Source organism: Bryocella sp. (assembly GCF_058498515.1).
The window spans coordinates 37,477-54,290 of record NZ_JBMHYI010000050.1; the positions used below are offsets into that span (position 1 = coordinate 37,477).

Annotated in this window: 17 protein-coding genes; 7 read left to right on the forward strand and 10 right to left on the reverse strand. The window is 62.8% G+C overall.

Annotated elements, in window-relative coordinates:
- Positions 1 to 37 precede the first annotated feature (37 nt).
- Both AC5E6W_RS16380 and AC5E6W_RS16385 read right to left on the reverse strand, forming a co-directional pair.
- Entirely contained in the window at positions 38 to 406 is a 369-nt protein-coding gene (locus AC5E6W_RS16380; protein WP_491753401.1) for a hypothetical protein, read from the reverse strand.
- A gap of 38 nt (positions 407 to 444) precedes the next feature.
- Entirely contained in the window at positions 445 to 1,104 is a 660-nt protein-coding gene (locus tag AC5E6W_RS16385) for an RNA polymerase sigma factor (RefSeq protein ID WP_491753402.1), read from the reverse strand.
- A gap of 180 nt (positions 1,105 to 1,284) precedes the next feature.
- On the opposite strand from AC5E6W_RS16385, the gene AC5E6W_RS16390 reads away from it, so the two are divergent.
- From AC5E6W_RS16390 to AC5E6W_RS16405, 4 genes are all read left to right on the forward strand, one after another.
- Positions 1,285 to 1,767: a DUF6249 domain-containing protein gene (locus AC5E6W_RS16390; RefSeq protein WP_491753403.1), complete on the forward strand. Its 483-nt coding sequence runs from the start codon at positions 1,285 to 1,287 to the stop codon at positions 1,765 to 1,767.
- A gap of 176 nt (positions 1,768 to 1,943) precedes the next feature.
- Positions 1,944 to 3,296 (forward strand): histidine--tRNA ligase, encoded by a 1,353-nt coding sequence (gene hisS / locus AC5E6W_RS16395; protein WP_491753404.1) that lies wholly within the window; start codon positions 1,944 to 1,946, stop codon positions 3,294 to 3,296.
- Between the two features lie 43 nt (positions 3,297 to 3,339).
- The gene (locus tag AC5E6W_RS16400; RefSeq protein ID WP_491753405.1) at positions 3,340 to 3,528 is read left to right on the forward strand and encodes a hypothetical protein; all 189 of its coding nucleotides are present in this window, start codon (positions 3,340 to 3,342) and stop codon (positions 3,526 to 3,528) included.
- The gene (locus tag AC5E6W_RS16405; RefSeq protein ID WP_491753406.1) at positions 3,506 to 3,901 is read left to right on the forward strand and encodes a type II toxin-antitoxin system VapC family toxin; all 396 of its coding nucleotides are present in this window, start codon (positions 3,506 to 3,508) and stop codon (positions 3,899 to 3,901) included. Before AC5E6W_RS16400 ends, AC5E6W_RS16405 begins: the two co-directional genes overlap by 23 nt.
- Before the next feature lie 11 nt (positions 3,902 to 3,912).
- On the opposite strand, the gene AC5E6W_RS16410 is transcribed toward AC5E6W_RS16405, so the two are convergent.
- From AC5E6W_RS16410 to AC5E6W_RS16420, 3 genes are all read right to left on the reverse strand, one after another.
- Positions 3,913 to 4,758, reverse strand: a complete 846-nt coding sequence (locus AC5E6W_RS16410; protein WP_491753407.1) for a 3-keto-disaccharide hydrolase — start codon at positions 4,756 to 4,758, stop codon at positions 3,913 to 3,915.
- A 185-nt stretch (positions 4,759 to 4,943) separates the two neighbouring features.
- On the reverse strand, positions 4,944 to 6,020 hold the full coding sequence (locus AC5E6W_RS16415) for a nucleoside hydrolase (RefSeq protein ID WP_491753408.1): 1,077 nt from the start codon (positions 6,018 to 6,020) through the stop codon (positions 4,944 to 4,946).
- Between the two features lie 36 nt (positions 6,021 to 6,056).
- Positions 6,057 to 6,716, reverse strand: a complete 660-nt coding sequence (locus tag AC5E6W_RS16420; RefSeq protein ID WP_491753409.1) for a TetR/AcrR family transcriptional regulator — start codon at positions 6,714 to 6,716, stop codon at positions 6,057 to 6,059.
- Between the two features lie 222 nt (positions 6,717 to 6,938).
- On the opposite strand from AC5E6W_RS16420, the gene AC5E6W_RS16425 reads away from it, so the two are divergent.
- Positions 6,939 to 8,570, forward strand: a complete 1,632-nt coding sequence (locus tag AC5E6W_RS16425; RefSeq protein ID WP_491753410.1) for an oleate hydratase — start codon at positions 6,939 to 6,941, stop codon at positions 8,568 to 8,570.
- Between the two features lie 18 nt (positions 8,571 to 8,588).
- Here the strand turns inward: AC5E6W_RS16425 and AC5E6W_RS16430 are convergent, their stop codons facing one another.
- The 4 genes from AC5E6W_RS16430 to AC5E6W_RS16445 all read right to left on the reverse strand — a co-directional run bounded on the left by AC5E6W_RS16430 (position 8,589) and on the right by AC5E6W_RS16445 (position 11,786).
- Positions 8,589 to 9,683 (reverse strand): esterase/lipase family protein, encoded by a 1,095-nt coding sequence (locus AC5E6W_RS16430; RefSeq protein WP_491753411.1) that lies wholly within the window; start codon positions 9,681 to 9,683, stop codon positions 8,589 to 8,591.
- 144 nt (positions 9,684 to 9,827) lie between these two features.
- Positions 9,828 to 10,022, reverse strand: coding sequence for a hypothetical protein (locus AC5E6W_RS16435; protein ID WP_491753412.1), 195 nt, complete (start codon positions 10,020 to 10,022; stop codon positions 9,828 to 9,830).
- Positions 10,009 to 10,314, reverse strand: a complete 306-nt coding sequence (locus tag AC5E6W_RS16440) for a BrnT family toxin (RefSeq protein WP_491753413.1) — start codon at positions 10,312 to 10,314, stop codon at positions 10,009 to 10,011. The genes AC5E6W_RS16435 and AC5E6W_RS16440 overlap by 14 nt, the downstream gene beginning before the upstream one ends.
- Before the next feature lie 5 nt (positions 10,315 to 10,319).
- Positions 10,320 to 11,786, reverse strand: a complete 1,467-nt coding sequence (locus tag AC5E6W_RS16445) for a circularly permuted type 2 ATP-grasp protein (RefSeq protein ID WP_491753414.1) — start codon at positions 11,784 to 11,786, stop codon at positions 10,320 to 10,322.
- Between the two features lie 119 nt (positions 11,787 to 11,905).
- Between AC5E6W_RS16445 and AC5E6W_RS16450 the strand changes: the two genes are divergently transcribed.
- Positions 11,906 to 13,063 (forward strand): acyltransferase family protein, encoded by a 1,158-nt coding sequence (locus AC5E6W_RS16450; RefSeq protein WP_491753415.1) that lies wholly within the window; start codon positions 11,906 to 11,908, stop codon positions 13,061 to 13,063.
- 82 nt (positions 13,064 to 13,145) lie between these two features.
- On the forward strand, positions 13,146 to 14,960 hold the full coding sequence (typA, locus tag AC5E6W_RS16455) for a translational GTPase TypA (protein ID WP_491753416.1): 1,815 nt from the start codon (positions 13,146 to 13,148) through the stop codon (positions 14,958 to 14,960).
- Between the two features lie 76 nt (positions 14,961 to 15,036).
- Here the strand turns inward: typA and AC5E6W_RS16460 are convergent, their stop codons facing one another.
- Positions 15,037 to 16,794, reverse strand: a complete 1,758-nt coding sequence (locus tag AC5E6W_RS16460; protein ID WP_491753417.1) for a TonB family protein — start codon at positions 16,792 to 16,794, stop codon at positions 15,037 to 15,039.
- Between the last annotated feature and the right edge of the window lie 20 nt (positions 16,795 to 16,814).

Sequence of the window (16,814 nt, forward strand, 5' to 3'; positions counted from 1 at the left end):
GGGGCACCCGATTTCCGAGGTGAGGATGTCTGCCGGATTACATCTCGCGGCGCAGCGAGTAGTACCAACCGATGCCCGCGAGCTGCACCAGCATCAGCAGCTCCATATCGAAGGCGAAGTTGGTGAGGTTCGGGCGGGCGGACGAGGCGAGAACGAACATGGTCAGCGTGACGATCATGGCGGCGACCATGGCGATGAGGCTTCCTACGCGGCGCGGCGCGCGAGTTGGCTTTTGCGCAGGCAGCGCGGCAGCCACGCGGGCGGCGAAGCCTTCGGGCACGGCAATCTGCGGCTTGCGTTCGAGCGTGCGGGTGAGCAAGGCGTCTTCGGTCGCGGTCATCTTGAATGCCGTCATCTTCGACTCAGCTTGTAGATCGTCCTGCCGCATCGCCCTCGCTCCTTTCATCAGTTTCCATCCTATCGTCCGGTAGTTCGTTTGTGTTCTCACGCCCATCGCCACAGCCTCCTTCGCGGAGCTTCTGCGGTCGGCAGCGTTCCCACAGCCGTCGCGGGCGCCGAAGCGGGGACGCTGCCGTTGCGGTCGCGCAGCCGTTCTCCCAGCCGCTTGCGTCCGCGGTGCAGGTGCGTGCGCACGGTGTTGACCGGCAGGCTCAGCGCGGCGGCGATGCCTTCGTAACTCAACTCTTCCTGGTGGTAGAGCACGATCACGGCGCGTTCCATTTCGGGCAGCGCCTGCAGCTCGGCCTCGAGCGCGCGCTCGATCTCGGCGAGCTCCAGCCGGGCGTGCGGCGTGCGGGCGTGTTCGCTGGCGTCGGCGTCGCCGGCAAAGTTTTCCAGCCAGGCTGAGTTGTCGGCTTCATCTTCCGCGAAGGCGGGAGCTTCCGCGCGATGCTCGCGCTCCTTCTTGCGGCGCTTCCATTCGTCCTGCGCGACGTTGACGACGATGCGGTAAAGGTAGGTGGAGAGCATCGATTCGCCCCGGAACTCAGGCAGCGCGCGATAGAGACGGAGGAAGACCTCCTGCGCCAGGTCCTCGACGTGCGTGCCGGAGCCGGTCATGCGCGTGAGGGTGCGAAAGACCATGCCCTGATGCTCGCGCACCAGCGCTTCGAACCCCTCGGGACTCGTCAGGTCTTTCCGCACGTTAGGTCTCTCGCCTCAGTTCCATCATCACGCCCCCTCAGACTGCAGCGAATCCCGAAAGTTTCATGGCCTGCCCGTGAAACTTTCGCAGGTCGACTCAGTCATAGCGGCCAACAAGTTTCGGGCTGCGACGGCGTGGACGCCGGCGGCCCAGGAAATCTCGATCAGGAGAATCATCGTATGCCACTCGCCGCCCTAGCAACCCTCGCCCTCGCTCTTCTGCATGAAGGCGACAACTGGCCTGACAGCCCCTTCATCGTGCCGGTCGCCGGCTGCTTTATGATCCTCGGCATCGTCATCGCGACCACCTGGGCCAGCAACCGAGCGAAAGAGATGCGCAGCCGCGAGCGGCTGGAATGCATCGCCCGTGGCGTGACCCCTCCTCCCAGTGTTGAGGAGCTGGCGATCCTGCATGGCAAGCCCTCGGCTGACCGTGTGCGCCGCCGCGCCAACATCCGGCTCTCCGGCATTGTGCTGCTGGCTACGGGCGTGGGGATGGCGGCGTTCTTCATCGCGCTTTCGACCATCCTGCAGCAGCGTGAGGTGCTCTCGGGCGCCGCGGTCGCTCTGATCCCGTTCGCCATTGGGGCAGGCTTCCTCATCGATGCGAGACTCCAGACCCGGGAGATGAGCGAGCCTGTGGGCTCGTCCGACCCGGTTTAGTCCGAAAGACAAACGCGGAGGACGCAACGTACGCAAAGGGACGCAGCGAATTCCGTGCCAGCGCAGGAGTCCGCTGCGTCCCACCGCGACCTTGGCGTACGCCGCGTTTGCAGTTCGATCTCCGCGAAGACGGCGAATCACTTTCGTCAGCCCGCCGCCCGATACACTGGAAGGGTATGTTGACTAACGCTGGCGCGCCGCAGAAGCGCCCTACCCTCAAGGCCGTCCGCGGCACCCGTGATCTCCTCCCCGACCAGACCCCGCTGTGGAACTTTGTCGAAGCGACCGCCCGGCGCATCTTCGCACGCTATGGGTTTGGCGAGATTCGCACCCCGATCCTCGAAGACACCTCGCTGTTCGCGCGCGCGGTGGGCGAGGAGACGGACATCGTCGGGAAGGAGATGTTTACGTGGGAAGATCGCGCCCGTGCAGCCAGCGAGAAGGCGCAAATGCTCTGCCTCCGGCCAGAGAACACCGCGGGCGTTGTGCGTGCGTACATTGAGCACAAGCTGGGCGAGACCGGTGCGCTGCAGAAGCTCTACTACATCGGCCCACAGTTTCGGCGCGAGCGTCCGCAGAAGGGCCGCTACCGGCAGTTCTGGCAGATCGGCGCGGAGGTGATCGGGCCGCCGTCGTCGGGGTCGGAGTCTGCACTGCGCGATGCCGAGGTGCTGCAGATGCTCGCCGCGCTGCTGGATGAGCTCGGCATCCGAGGCTGGAGATTAGATCTCAACTCGGTGGGGTCGAGTGAGGATCGCGCGCGCTACAACCAGGCGCTGCGCGAGGCGCTGGCGCCGGTGAAGGATCAGTTGTGCCCGGACAATCAGCGGCGGGCGGAGACCAATCCGCTGCGCGTGCTGGACTCGAAGGATGAACAAGACCAGGCCATCATCGAGACGCTGCCGAAGATCGCGGACTACCTCGCCGACGATTCGCGCGCGCACTTCGAACAGGTCCTCGCGGCGCTGGATGCGTGCGGCGTGCCCTACCACTTGAACCCGCGGCTGGTGCGCGGGCTGGACTACTACACGCGCACGACGTTTGAGTTCACCGTGACCACCGGCCTGGGCACACAGAATGCGCTGCTCGGCGGCGGGCGCTATGACGGCCTCTCCGAGATGCTGGGCGGCCCGCGCGCTCCGGGCATTGGATTTGCGATTGGCGAGGACCGGCTGATCCTCACGCTGCAGGCGCAGGCGGAAGAGGATGCGAAGGCGGAAGGCGCGGCGCACCCCGCATGGGCGGCGAATAAGCTCGATGCTTACATTGCGCCGCTGGGTGTGCAGCAGAATCCTGCGGCGCTGGCGCTGGCGCATGAGTTGCGCGCTGCGGGCCTTGGGGTTGAGGTCGGCGATGGCAGCTTCAAGCTGCGCAAGAGCTTCGACGTGGCGGACTCGCTGGCGCGGAACATTGTGCTGCTGGGCGAGGACGAGGTCGCAACGCATAGCGCGACGGTGAAGAACTTTGCTAGCGGCGAGCAGAAGAAGATCGGGCGCGGGGAGTTGATCGCTGCGTTGCTTTCTGCGTAAGGCGAATCTTGCAATGTGCGGAAGCCGCTCGCATACTGTGGACATGGCGACGTCGACCGTGCCCGAGCAACCCGCGCCCCTATACACATCTCCTCACCGCAAGCACACGCGTGAGGAGATGCTGGAGATCTTCCGCGCCTTTCGCGAGGAGGTCCGCGCTGCGAACCCGGAAAACCGCGATCTTCTGCAGGAACTCTTAGACGAGCGGCGTGCGGAAGCTGACGGTGAGTGAAGCTGTTCTCGACGCGTCCGTGATCCTGGCGATCGCGAAGAGCGAACGGATTGACGAATCAGCGCATGCCCTGGTGGATGGCGGTGTGATGAGCGCGGTGAATGTTGCCGAGGTGTATACGAAACTCTCCGACCTCGGGCTTACGGTTACCAGTGTCGAGCGCCTGCTTGGCGTGCTTGCGCGTATTGAGCCGTTCTCGCTGCATCAAGCCAAACTCACCGGAGAGCTTCGCGCTTCTACTCGCCATGTTGGCTTGTCGCTCGGCGATCGTGCATGCCTTGCGCTCGCGATCGAACTTGGTGGCATTGCGTACACGACCGAGGAGCGCTGGTCCCGTGCCGATGTTGGTTGCGAGGTCAGGCTGCTCCGCTAAGCGTCAGTTCTTCAGTTGATCTTCTTCAGCCAGATATTGCGCACGCTGATCTTCGTGGGTGTGCCTTCGAGCTCGATGCCGATGAGTCCTGCGATGTTGTTGGAGGACTTGGGGTCGTCGTCGATGAAGACGGCCATCAGCTGGCCGTTGAGGATGTGCATCATCACCGGGCCGCGGGCGATGATCTCGTACTGGTTCCAGCCGTTGTCGCGCACGTAGCCGCCGAGCGCGTTACGGTCGCCGATAACGCCGACGACGGCGTTGTTCGTGGTGTCGCCGCCCTGCGTCGTCGTCGACTCGGTGACCTGGCCGCGCCATGTGAGGATGCCGAGCGTGGTGTTCTCGGAGTAGAACTGGCCGCTGTACTGCTCGTGCTGCGGGTCGACGGGGAACCAGAAGTCCGCCTGCGGACCGGTCATCAGCCAGGCGGGTTTGGGCAGCGGCTGGCCGGGGCGTGCGCGGATCCACGGCTGGCCTACCGTCCCGCGATACTGGATGCCCGTGCCGCCGCCGTGCTCGACCTTGACCTCGAGCTTCAGGTCGAAGTCATGCGCGATGGCATTGGGATCGTTGGGCCCGCTGCCGTGATAACTGATGTAGGTGTTCGGCGGGCGCACTGTCAGCGAGGCCGACTCGCCGACGATGGCGCCGTTCTCCACGCGCCAGATGGCGGGATCACCGTCCCAGCCTGTCAGCGACTTGCCATCGAAGATCTGCGTGAAGCCTTCATGGTTGTCGAAGTCGAACGCACGTGGCTCGTGGAACTGCACGTTGACCGGAGGCTTGGCTGTCGGTTGCGCGGGTTGTTGTGCTGAGGCCGCAACGGTGCAGAGGGCGAGTGCGAGGGCGGTGCGCATGATGTGCATGAGACTAGCGCAGTACACGAAGGGATGAGAAGCACTGCTCCCAAAAGAAACTGCAAACGCAGCGTGCGCCAAGACCGCAGCGTGACGCCACGGCGGCATGCGCCCACGAGAACTTCGCCGCGTTCCTTTGCGTGCGTTGCGTACTCAGCGCTTGTCTTGGCATTGGCGAGACGCTTCTACTTCTGCGGTTGCGCCTTCATCAGCTCCACGAACAACTTGTAGAACCGTGCCGTGTCGACATCCTCCTGCACGTGCACGATCGGCATGAAGCGTTCGGGCTTGTTTTCCTTGGTCCACGTCAACGTGTCGCCGTAGTTGGGGCCGGGGTTCAGGTCAACGTCGACATAGAGCTCGCGCTCTTTGGTGATGATCTTCGGATCGAGCAGTGCGGCGGACTCGAGCTCGTCCCACAGGTAATAGAACTCGTGCGTGTACTTGACGAGATACTGCGCACTCGGCGAGTTCGACTCCGCAATTTCGGCCAGCATCTCCTTGGTGAAGCGGGTCTTCACGCTGATGTCGACGGTGGTGAGATCGATGCGCGGCCATGGCGCGCGCAGCGTGATGTGCACGGCCTCAGGGTCGAACCAGAAGTTGAACTCGTGGCGTGGATGCGTGGAGAACTCGGGATCGTCGGTCACGGGCGCGAGTGCTCCCCCCATGATGACGATGCCCTGCGTGAGCTCCGCGAAGTGCGGATCGATGCTGAGCGCGAGCGCGATGTTGGTCAGCGGACCGGCGGCGTAGATCGTGACCTGATGCGGGTGCGCGTGCACCTGGCGGATGAGAAAGTGCGCGGCGTCTTCGTCCAGCGGCTTGGTGGTGGGGTCGCCTTCTTCGAGCTTCGGAACCACATACGGCGCGTGGTACGGCTGCGCGCTGGTGCCCTTGGCGAGATCTCCCCACGCGCCATACCAGGGCTGTATGCCGATGCGCTGGCGATCGGCCATGGTCTCGGCTTCAGTGCGCAGCAGGGGGTAGACCGCGCCGGGAACGACGGGCACATCGGTGCGATGGATGAGCTCCAGCATGCGCAGCGTGTGCGCGACCTCTTCGGGTTCCCACGCATTGCCGCTCACCATCGTGATGCCCAGCAGCTTTACCTGCGGCGATTGCAGGAGCACCATCATCGCCATCTGGTTCGAGCCGCCGGGGCCGGAGCCGTCCTGGTCGATGAGGACGAGGCGTTGAGCGGAGGCAGAGAGGCACGCGAGAACAGCGGTGGCGAGCAGGGACGCTACAGAGCGGAGCATAGCCGCAGGGTATCGCAGGCTGGGCCGCGATGCTGCTTAACTACTCCGTCCGTTTCCGAGCCACCGCTCGATTGAATCCACCGCGAATCGGTCCTGCTCTTTCCTGGGTAGCCTGCGGCTCAGGGGGCCCGCTGCGCTCAGCACGACCAGACCGTGCAGGAACGACCAGATGGAGACGGTGCGTTCGGAGGCCTGCTCCAAGGGCATCCCCGGGTTGTGTCCGGCGATGAGATCACGGATCAACTCGAAGCTCAGGTTGGCAGCTGATCTCAGCTCAGGAGACGAAGCCGCGGAGACCTCGGGAAGAAACATCGCCGTATAGTACCCTCGCTCGCGGCGCGCGAAGTCGAGGTATGCCATCGTCAGCGATTTGATTCTCGCCGCATAGGCTTCATCGTCCTGCGCGGCTCGCAGGAACTGCGCGTGGAGCAGACGGTAGCCATCCACCGCAAGCGATACGAGCAGGCCGGTGCGGTCTTTGAAGTGATGGTAGGGCGCGGCTGTCGTCACTCCAAGACGGCGTGCCAGGTCCCGAAACGACAGCAGATGGGCATCGGGACCGGCGAGGACCTCCAGCGCGGCTCGCTTGAGCGCCTGCGGAAGATCTCCATGGTGATATGCGGAGCTGGCACGCGTCCCCGAGGCCGCTGATTTCGGTCGTGTGGACGTGCTTTTCTTCGTGGCTTGTGCGGGCACGGAAACGATTCTATACTGTCTAAGCGGTGCTTAGATAAGTCTTCGCGCGGCTTCCTTCGAGCGAATCTGAACACCAGGAGAGGTGCTCCATGGCTGTCGACTGGCTCTTATCCCCTTTCACCCTCGTCGTCGAACTGGATCTCGGATTACAGTTCGTCGACCTCCTTAACCGCAGAACCAACCAGATGCTCGGGAACCCGGCAGCCTCAAGGAGGATGCGCCATGACGGAACTGGAACAGGACCAAGAGCGGGAGCTCACACGCAATCGTGAGCGCTCGAACGCGCGTTTCTATCTTGTAGGCGGGGGTATCGCTTCCCTTGCGGCGGCGGCGTTCCTCATCCGTGATGGAGGGATCCCAGGCCACAACATCACGATCCTGGAAGAGCTCGATCGGTTGGGGGGAAGCCTGGATGGCTCAGGTTCTGCGGAGCATGGCTACGTGGTGCGTGGCGGGCGCATGATGGAGTCCAAGTATCTCTGCACCTACGACCTGTTCTCTTCCATTCCGACACTCGATCGCGCGCGTACCGTGACGCAGGAGATCTTTGCCTGGAACGAAATGATCAGGACGCACTCGCATTCCAGGCTGATGCGCAATGGGCAGCCCATCAATGCTCCCGCCTTTGAGTTGACGGAGAAGCAGATTCTCAAGATCGAGTGGCTCATCGCGGAGCCGGAAGCATTGCTGGGGCGATCCAGCATCGTCGAGCAGATGGGCGACGAGTTCTTCAAGACGAACTTCTGGCTGATGTGGGCCACGACATTCGCGTTCCAGCCGTGGCACAGCGCGGTGGAGTTCAAGCGTTACCTTGCCCGCTTCACCCACATGGTCCAGGGGTTCAACCAGCTGCATGGGATCATGCGCACGGTGATGAACCAGTACGACTCGCTGGTGCGGCCGATTGTGCAGTTTCTCAAGGAGAGGAATGTCCACTTCGCGCTCAACAACAAAGTGGTGGACCTGGTGTGCGCCGCGGCGGAGGGTGGGGAGAACCTTGTGACCGGAATCGTCGTGGAGAAGGCCGGAGAAAGAGCGTTGATTCCACTCGGCGTCCAAGATCGCGTGATCGTCACGCTGGGGTCGATGACTGAGGCCTCCGCGCTCGGGGCCAACGATGCTCCCGCGATCATCAAGGGCAAGCGCGATGGCGGGGCATGGACGCTGTGGGAGCAGATCGCGGCGGGCAGACCGGAGTTCGGGAGGCCAGAGGTCTTTTCCGATCACATCGAGGAGTCGAAGTGGATGTCCACGACCACCACTCTCTACGATCACCGTTTCCTGGAGTTTGCGAAGAACCTTACCGGCAATGTTCCCGGCGAAGGTGGCCTTATTACCTTCACGGATTCCAACTGGTTCTGCTCGATCGTGATTCCGGCACAGCCGCACTTCACGGGTCAGCCTGCGGACGTCGATGTCTTCTGGGGTTACGGCCTCTTCGTGGACAAGCCTGGGAACTTCGTCCGGAAGCCGATGCAGGAATGTACGGGGCAGGAGATCTTCGAGGAGTTCCTGGGACACCTGCGTGTGCCAGAAGATCTCAAGCGGGAGATCCTCGCGAATTCGAAGACAATTCCGTGCATGATGCCGTTCATCACCAGCCAGTTCCTGCGGCGTGAGAGCGGGGATCGCCCGGACATTCTGCCCAGGGGCTGGAAAAACATTGCGTTCACGGGTCAGTTCTGCGAGCAGCCTGACGACGTCGTGTTCACGGTCGAGTACTCCATCCGCAGCGCGGCGAGTGCGGTGTATGGTCTGCTTGGACTCGAGCGCAAGCCGCCGGCCGTGTACAAGGGGCAGTATGACCCGCGCGTTCTTTACAAGGCGCTGCGAGGCCTGCACGACGTGGCCTGATGATCAGAGCAGAATCGCTTACTCGACGATCGGCACCTGGCTGCGGATGTGGAAGTGCACGAGCACCGAGGCGTGGCCCGTGGGGCAACCGAAGACGCCAAGTCCGCGGCCGACTCCTTTGAACGAGTACGCCACATGCGCGATGCCCTGCGCGTCGATCTTCGTCACTGCCGGGCCCGTGATGTCACGCACCTTGTCGGTGTCGACGAGCTCTGCCTCCGCGCCCGTGACCTGCTCATGCTGTGCGGGGTTGAGCGCGATGGGCACCTGGAGATCGGTGCCCACGTTCTCCTTGTTGCAGGGAACATTGAGGCCGGCAAGCTTGTTGTTGCGCACGCTGTCCACCACATCGATGATGGGATTCTGGTGGTAGACCTTCGCGAAGAACGTGTAGGCATCGGCGTTACGATTGGCAGGCTTCACGATGTCGATGTGGTCGGTCATGATCTTCTGCGCCGGCGTGTCGACGTCGCAGCCATAGGTGGCGCTGTAGTAAGTCACCACGCGGGTGCGGGCTCGCAGGTACTGGCCGATGCCTGCGCCGGACGCTGTATCGAGGCCTTCATACGCGCAGTAGCGATGGATGCGCGCGGCCGAGGGAGCGCTGCGCCAGCGCTGCTCAAGGTCCATCAGGAAGTTGTTATCGTCGCCGTTGCGCAGGTCGGTCAGAAGGGGATCGCTGTCGTAGACCTTCGCGATGCTGGCAACGAACGAGCCCTGATGCGGGGTCGCGTAGGAGACGAGAAAGACCACGCGGTTGGCGTCGGCAGGATGATTGAGCAGCATCTGCTCGGTGACCAGGCCGCCGAGCGAGTGCGCGATGATGACGACCTCGCGGTGATCCCAGACATGCTGCTTCTTGAGGCCCTGATAGAGGATCTCGGAGAGCTGGGTGGTGGAGTAGCGGCCGCGCATCGAGGGGGAAGGGTACTCGCCTACCACGACATCGGAGTGCGAAAAGTGCGGGTCGGTGCGGACCATGTCTGGCCAGTAGGCGCCGTTGGCGGCGCGCCAGGTGTCCTTGTCGCCGTGGAGGCCATGGATGAAGACGATGACGCGCGGCTTCAGGTTGTCGGCGTGTGCTGACGAGCACGCGGGACCGAACGCAACCAAGCCAAGGAGAAATGCCCAAAGGGCGACCGCACTCCGCAACGCAAACCCCTCTCGCGTGCCAACTCTGACGTTTGGACGACGCTGCTTTAAGAGTAGCGCCATGGACGGAGGGCGCGTTGGCTTTCCGGCTGATCGAAGGAGCGCTTAGCTGGCTTTTTTCTGGGGGGTGGGGCGTGGAGCCGAGCCCGGAGTCCAGCCTTCGCGGCGGCGCTTCGCGGCCAGTTCCAGGTCGAAGGGGCGCACGGGGATGTCGGAGGTGTCGATCTGGTCGTCGGGCATGGCTGCCAGGCGCTTGAGTTCCTCGATGGCTTCCTGGCTGATCGGATCATCGGATGTCATTCGTACGATTCTGCTCATAGGCCCTCCTTTCTTCGGGGACTGCCGTTCTTGCTGAAATGATACGCACATACAGGTCGCCGTCAAAGGCTTCTTCAAGGTGCACGACGAGCAGGATAGTGATTCCAGCGGCGATCCCTATGGTTCTCCAGCGCTGTTCGCCATTTACGACGGAGTCCTCTTCGGTGAGCCGGAAGGGATCGTAGAAGGCGGGGCGCGCGGCATCGAAGCTGATGCCGTGCTTGCGGAGATTCTCTCGAGCCTTCTCTTCGTCCCACTCGAAATAGATCGCCATCGGCGCTAGCTCAGCACCCAGGTGTCCTTGGAGCCACCGCCCTGCGAGCTGTTGACTACGAGCGAGCCCTTCTTCAGCGCGACGCGCGTCAGGCCGCCGGGGACGATGGTGACCTTGTCGCCGTAGAGGACGTAGGGGCGGAGGTCGACGTGGCGCGGCTCCCAGGAGTCGCCGATGAGGCATGGGGCGCGGGAGAACTGGATGGTAGGCTGCCCGATGTAGTTGCGCGGGTTGGCCTTGATCTTCTCGGCGAAGACCTCGCGCTCTTTCGGCGTGGAGTGCGGGCCGACCAGCATGCCGTAGCCACCGGACTCGCCGACGGCTTTGACCACCAGCTTGTCGAGGTTGGCGAGCACGTAACCGCGTTCCTTATCGTCGCGACAGAGGTAGGTCTTGATGTTGGGCAGGATCTCGTCTTCGCCCAGGTAGTACTTGATGATGCTGGGGACGTAGGCGTAGAGCGCCTTGTCGTCGGCGACGCCGGTTCCGAAGGCGTTGGCGAGCGTGACATTGCCCGCGCGATACGCATTGAAGAGGCCCGCGACGCCGAGCATGGAGTCGGCACGGAACGCGAGCGGGTCGATGAAGTCATCATCGACGCGGCGATAGATGACATCCACGCGGCGCAGGCCGCTGGTGGTGCGCATGTAGCAGATGTTGTCATGGACGACGAGGTCGCGGCCCTCGACGAGCTCGATGCCCATCTGGCGGGCGAGGTAGGCGTGCTCGAAGTAGGCGGAGTTGAAGACGCCGGGCGAGAGCAGCACGATGTTGGGTTCGGGACGGCCTTCGGGCGCGAGGGCGCGCAGCGTGCTCAGCAGCACCTGGGTGTAGTGCTCGATGGGGCGGACGTTGTAGTTACGGAAGAGCTGCGGGAAGATGCGCTTCATCACGCGGCGGTTGGTGAGCATGTAGCTCACGCCGGAGGGCACGCGGAGATTGTCTTCGAGTACGGCGAAGGTGCCATCCTGAAGGCGGATCAAATCGGTTCCGCAAATAGCCACGTACACGTTGCGCGGGACCTGCAGGCCCTTCATCTGGCGGCGGAACTGCGGGCAGGCGTAGACCAGCTCCTTGGGGACGATGTTGTCCTTGAGGATGCGGCCCTCGTTGTAGATGTCCTTGAGGAACAGGTTGAGCGCGGTGATGCGCTGGGTGAGGCCGCGTTCCACCTTGGCCCACTCCGCGCTGGTGATGATGCGCGGCAGCATGTCGTACGGGAAGATCTTCTCGGTGCCTTCTTCGCGACCGTAGACGGTGAAGGTGATGCCCTGGTTGAGGAAGCTGAGGTCGGCGGCCTGTTTGCGGCGCTGGACTTCTTCGGGTGGAAGCTCGGCAAAGTGCTCCAGCAGAGGGCCGTAGTGCTCATGCAGCGCGCCTTCGCCTTCGAACATCTCGTCGTAGGCTTCGTCGAGCTGGTAGTTGGCCAGAGCGGCGATGTCTGCGGGGTTGGCCCGCTCTGCGGCTTCCATCGGCTGATTGTCCATAGATGGGGACAGTATAGAGGGCGGGTGCATCCCGGCCTACCTCGGCCCACGAGTTCGAATGCCCGCGGGGGCTCCGTTTCCTGCCCTTCAGCTATAGTTCAGCCATGCGGCTTCGGCAGCTGGATGCGTTGCGGGGCCTGGCGGCGATGGCGGTGGTGCTGCACCATCTGGTCTGGACGCGGGTCGACACGCAGGCCCACACGCCGAACCTTCCGGACTGGTTTTGGCTCGGGTTTCACCTGCTGCATCCCGCGTTTGCCGGCCATGAGGCCGTGCTGCTGTTCTTCGTGCTCAGCGGCCTGGTGCTGACGGGAGCGGTCGTGCGGCGCGAGCGGCTGGCGTATCCGGGCTACCTGATGCATCGTGTGGCGCGCATTTATGTGCCGTACCTCGCGGCCATCCTCCTCGCGATTGCGGCCTGCTACTGGTTCCGCGGACGTATTCCGGCGTGGACGCCATGGACCGCGGGCGCCTGGCAGATCGGGCCCAACGCGACGTCCATGGCTCAACATGTGCTCTTCCTGGGAACGTATCCTCTGTATTTCAACAACGTGATCTGGTCGCTCATCATGGAGTTGCGGATCTCGATCGTCTTCCCATTCCTGGTCTACGGACTGCGCCGGCTTGGCCTGCGCTGGGGCGTAGTTGTGGTGGGAGTGCTGGGGTTGGCGGACGCGGTCGTCGCGCCGCTGGCCGGAGCGCATCTCTCTCCGGGACTCGCAGACCTCTATCGCACGGCGCACTTCGGGATCTTTTTCGCGCTCGGCGCCATGCTTGCCCTCCATGCGGAAGCCATTGGGAGGGTCTACCTCCGGCTGGGGCCGGCAGCGCGCATTGCGCTCGGGCTGACGTCTTTTCTCGCGCTGGGCTATTTTGACGCGATTTTGAATGTCCGTCTGCCGCATCTGGAGGTGGATCTGGTGGGAGCGCTCGGGGCGGCGGGTCTGCTGGCCTGCGCCATGCACGATCGCTGGTTGGCGCGGGTTCTGGACCGCAAGCCCTTGCTGTGGCTGGGCGATATCTCCTACAGCCTGTACCTTCTACACCTGCCAGTCATCATGGTGCTCATCGCGTTGTGGGGTGGAATTGTGCCGTATTTGCTCCTCGCTCTGCTGGCCGTGGTTTGTTCGCTGGCGGTGGCGCGACTGTTCTGGGCGCTGGTCGAAGTCCCATCCCGGGCGCTGGGAAAGGCGCTGGATCGCCGCTATCTGGCTTCTGTGACGCGCGTCAACGCGCCAGTAGCACGCGGTGGGATAAACTAGAACTGGCGCGCGAGACCCCCCAAAATCGCAATTTCAAGCGCACCCGCGCCTCGCTGCCGCGCGCCCATACAAAGGAAAAGTTTTGGATCAGATCATCCGCAACATCGCCATCATCGCCCACGTCGATCACGGCAAGACCACGCTGGTCGACGCCATGCTGCGCCAGTCCGGCACCTTCCGCACCAATGAGGCTGTCGTCGACCGCGTGATGGACTCGAACGACCTCGAAAAAGAGCGCGGCATCACCATCCTGGCCAAGAACACCGCCATCCACTACAAGAACACGAAGATCAACATCGTGGATACGCCCGGCCACGCCGACTTCGGCGGTGAGGTGGAGCGCGCGCTGAAGATGGTCGACGGTGTCGTCCTGTTGGTGGACGCCAGCGAAGGCCCCCTGCCGCAGACCCGCTACGTGCTGTCCAAGGCCCTCGAGGCCAAGCTGACGCCGATCCTGGTCATCAACAAGATCGACCGCCCCGACGCGCGTCCCCAGGAAGTGCTGAACGAGGTCTATGACCTGTTCATCGACCTCGATGCGGACGAGTCGGTGCTTGAGTTCCCGATCATCTACACCAACGGCAAGGCCGGCACCGCGACGATGGACCTCGCGAATCCCGGCACTGACCTGCAGCCGCTCTTCGAGCTCATCATCCAGACGATTCCGCAGGCTCCCGGTACCCCCGATGGCGATCTGCAGATCCTGGTGACGAACCTCGACTACTCCGAGTACCTGGGCCGGCTGGCCATCGGACGCGTCTTCAACGGCACGCTGCGCAACGGGCAGGAAGTCAATCTCTCGCGTGCCAATGGTTCGCTCGAGACCGTGAAGATCAGCAAGCTCTTCACCTACGACGGACTGAAGCGCGTCGACACGGATGTGACTTCGGTGGGCGACATCATCGCGGTTGCGGGCATCGAGAACATCACCATCGGTGAGAGCTTCTGCGCGCTCGAGAACCCCAAGCCGCTGCCGATCATCGCCATCGACGAGCCGACGATTGCGATCGTCTTCTCGGTCAACAATGGACCGTTCGCGGGTCGCGAAGGCAAGCTGGTGACGTCGCGCAACATCAAGGAGCGCCTGGAGCGCGAGCTGCTGACCAACGTCTCGATCCGCGTTGAGGACACGGGTACGCCGGATAACTTCAAGGTGCTGGGCCGTGGTGAACTGCAGCTCTCGGTGCTGATTGAAATGATGCGCCGCGAAGGCTTCGAGCTGATGGTGTCGCGTCCGCAGATCATCACGCGTCGCATCGACGACAAGCTGATGGAGCCCTCCGAGATCCTCACCATCGATATCCCGGAGAGCTTTGTGGGCACCGTCATCGAGCGCCTTGGACCGCGGAAGGGCGAGATGACCAAGATGTCGAATCACGGGTCCGGACGCGTTCGCATGGAATTCAAGGTGCCATCGCGTGGCCTCATCGGCCTGCGCAACGAGATGCTGACCGAGACTCGCGGCACCATCGTGATGAACTCCATCGCGGGCGAGTACATCCCCTACACGGGCGAGATTCCGCAGCGTCCCACGGGCGCGCTGATCTCCGACCGCCAGGGCACGACCACGCTGTATGCGCTCGATGGCATCCAGGATCGCGGCATCCTCTTCCTCGGCGACGGCGTGGAGGTGTATGAGGGCATGATCATCGGCGAACACTCGCGCGATAACGACCTCGACGTGAACTGCGTCCGCGAGAAGAAGCTGACCAACATGCGCGCTTCGGGTTCGGACGATGCTGTCCGGCTGGTGCCGTTCAAGGTGCTGACGCTTGAACAGTCGATCGAGTTCATCGCGGATGATGAGCTGGTCGAGGTGACGCCGAAGACGCTACGCATGCGCAAGAAGGTGCTGCAGGCCAATCGCCGGCCGAAGAAGAACCAGCCGGTGGAGTAGGCCGACTGAAGCTTCTGGTCAGATGGGAATGAATTAGCGCGGTTCGCGTCTCTTGTATGTAGACGCGGGCCGCGTTTTACTTCCAGTCACGTTTCTCGTCGTCGGGATTTTCCGCCTGGTCACCGTTCTGCACGATCTGAAATTTGACTTCCACGTAGAGATCGACGGTGACAGGTTTGCCGTCCATCGTGGCTGGCCGAAATTTGTACCTCCGCACCGCCTCGACAGCTTTTTCGTCCAGACCATAGCCCACACCTCGCACCACGCGCACATGCTGCGGCGTTCCGGTCTCATCGACCAAGAGGTAGACCTGCACCCTGCCGGAGATCTTGGCGGCGCGAGCCTCCTTGCTGAACGAAGGCGTGGGGCCGCGCAGGAATTTGGGCGGAGCGACAGCGCCGCCAACGTGACGTACGATCGGCCCTGGCTGTGCCGCCGCCGAGTAGGAAGCGCTGGGAGTGTTTGGCTCGAGCGTCGATACAGGTGTGACAGACGTGTAACTCTTCCCGCCCTCGGGGACCTTCTCCATAGGCAGGCCTGCAAGCACTGCTGCCGCTTCTCTTGAGCCGGCCTCCGCGGCTATCTGCATCCAATGGTGCGCAAGCGTCGGGTCCTGTTTCACACCGTCCGTGCCCTTGAGGTAGTCGTTCGCCAGGAGCATGCGGATGTCCATCTCACGGCGATCTCGTACAGAGCGATACAGACCCATCGCCTCGTCGTAGCTTGCGTTGTCCTCGCGAAACTCCAACGCAAATGCCCGGCGGAGCTGCGCATCGGGGTCGTTCTTCGGCATGGCGCCCAATGCCTGAGGAGTGGGATCGCGGAGCGGATCGCCGACGGGATAATAGGCTCCGGTACGAGCGCGCGTGGCCTCCAGCCCTTCGACGTACGACTGCGCCTGCTGCAGCGTAGCAGGGCTCATCGACTGCTCCATCTGCCGCACTGCTCCAGAGAGTCCGGTCTGCTTTTCGGAAGCCAGCTTCATCCACGCATAGCCCTCGAATGCGCTGCGGTGGTCAGGGGCTTTGATCAGGTAGTCCGCATAGAAGCGCTGCGCCAGGTCGATGTTATAGGCCGCGGCGCGCCGGCAGAAACGCAACCACAGCGCATCATCCTTCGGCACGCCGACAGCTGCGGAATAGGCCACGGCAATCTTGTACTCTTCCTGCCCGAGTAGCTCCTGAGTGATGGTGCGCGCCCATTGGAGGTTACGGCCACTAGCTGCGGGGTCATCGCCCGCAGAGTATTTTCCATCGATGACGAGGTTGCCGAGTTCCATCTGTGCGCGCCGAACCTCCGGCACGCCTGTCATGTTCAGGAGCTGCAGGTAAATCGGGATGGCGTCCTGCAGTTGTGTGGGTGAGCTCTTGCGGTAGGCCTCCGCAAGTTCGAAGAGGTCACCGGGGCGTCCTGCGGCCCTGAGCCAGTGGGCGGCCTGTCGCAGATCGCGCGCGAAGCAATACCCGCGCACATAGAAGGACCCGACAAGTTCCTTGTCTCCGGGCTTGACTGCTCCTGCTTCGAACCAGTGTTCTGCAAGAGCCAGGTCGGCCCGGACCCCAAGGCCCTGCAGGTAGGCAAGGCCAAGCTGGAAGGCAGCGTCGGTATTGCCTTCTCCGGCCAGCTTTTCATTGCTCTTGAATATCTCCTTGTCCGATGGACCGCGGCCAGTCCATGGGCTAGTTTGAAACCCGTTGATCGAGGAGACGATGTAGGTCTGTCCGCAGCCTTCTTTTTGAGGCTCAACGAGATTGATGATTGTTTGTGCCTTGAGTGGCACGACGGCGCACGAGAAAGCAAGACTGCCCAGCGTGAAAACCTGCCAAAGCCTCATGCGCGCAACGATATCACGCT